Source organism: Methylobacterium sp. WL103, from assembly GCF_008039885.1.
In the GTDB taxonomy this organism is placed as follows: domain Bacteria; phylum Pseudomonadota; class Alphaproteobacteria; order Rhizobiales; family Beijerinckiaceae; genus Methylobacterium; species Methylobacterium cerastii.
Genome location: NZ_VRUX01001104.1, coordinates 1 through 771, shown reverse-complemented (window position 1 = coordinate 771; position 771 = coordinate 1). Strand labels below are relative to the sequence as shown.

1 protein-coding gene is annotated in these 771 nt (G+C 73.0%); it reads right to left on the bottom strand.

The annotated features are described in order from the left end of the window. Positions 1-51: 51 nt before the first annotated feature. Positions 52-771: phage major capsid protein (locus FV222_RS28060; RefSeq protein ID WP_147816407.1), on the bottom strand; the 720-nt coding region annotated here is incomplete at its 5' end.

Genomic DNA, 771 nt, shown 5'->3' with positions numbered 1-771 from the left:
GCTGAAGTTCGCCTGAGGGCAGGGCGGCGCGAGACCCGCGCCGCCCTGCCCTCAGGCGAACTTCAGCAGCTTGATCGCGGCGAAGTCCTGCACGCCGCCCCCGACGCGCTTGGTCGTGTAGAACAGCACGTAGGGCTTGGCGGAGTACGGGTCGCGCAGCACCCGCAGCCCGGTGCGGTCGACCACGAGGTAGCCGCGGCGGAAGTCGCCGAAGGCGACGGCGAGGCTGGCCGGCCCGATGTCGGGCATCGCCTCGGCCTCCGTCACCGGGAACCCGAGCAGGGTCGCGGCCCGGTCGGCGGCGGTCGGCGGCAGCCAGAGGTAGTTGCCGTCCGCGTCCTTGAACTTGCGGATCGCGCTCTGCGTGCGCCGGCTCATGACGAAGCCGGCGTTCTGGCGGTAGCCGGCCTTGAGGCCGTAGACGAGGTCGAACAGCACGTCCGCGGGGTTGGCCGCCGGAAACGCGCCGGCCGCGCCGGTGCCGACGATGCCGACCTTGCCCGGCACCCAGGCGTCGTTGGCCACGGTGTCGTAGCTGAGGAAGCCGCGCGGGCGGCTCACGCCGTTGCCGGTGACGAAGGCGACGCCCTCCTGCTCGGAGAACGCGGTCTCGACCTCGTCGGCGAGCCAGGCGTCGAGGTCGACGACGGCGTCGTCGAGGAGCGTCTGGGTCGCCGCCGGCATGGCGTAGAGCTCCATCGCCGGGAAGTTCAGCTCCGACAGCACCGGCCCGTCGGTGGCCGGGCGCGGCGCGGCCTCGCCGATCCAGCC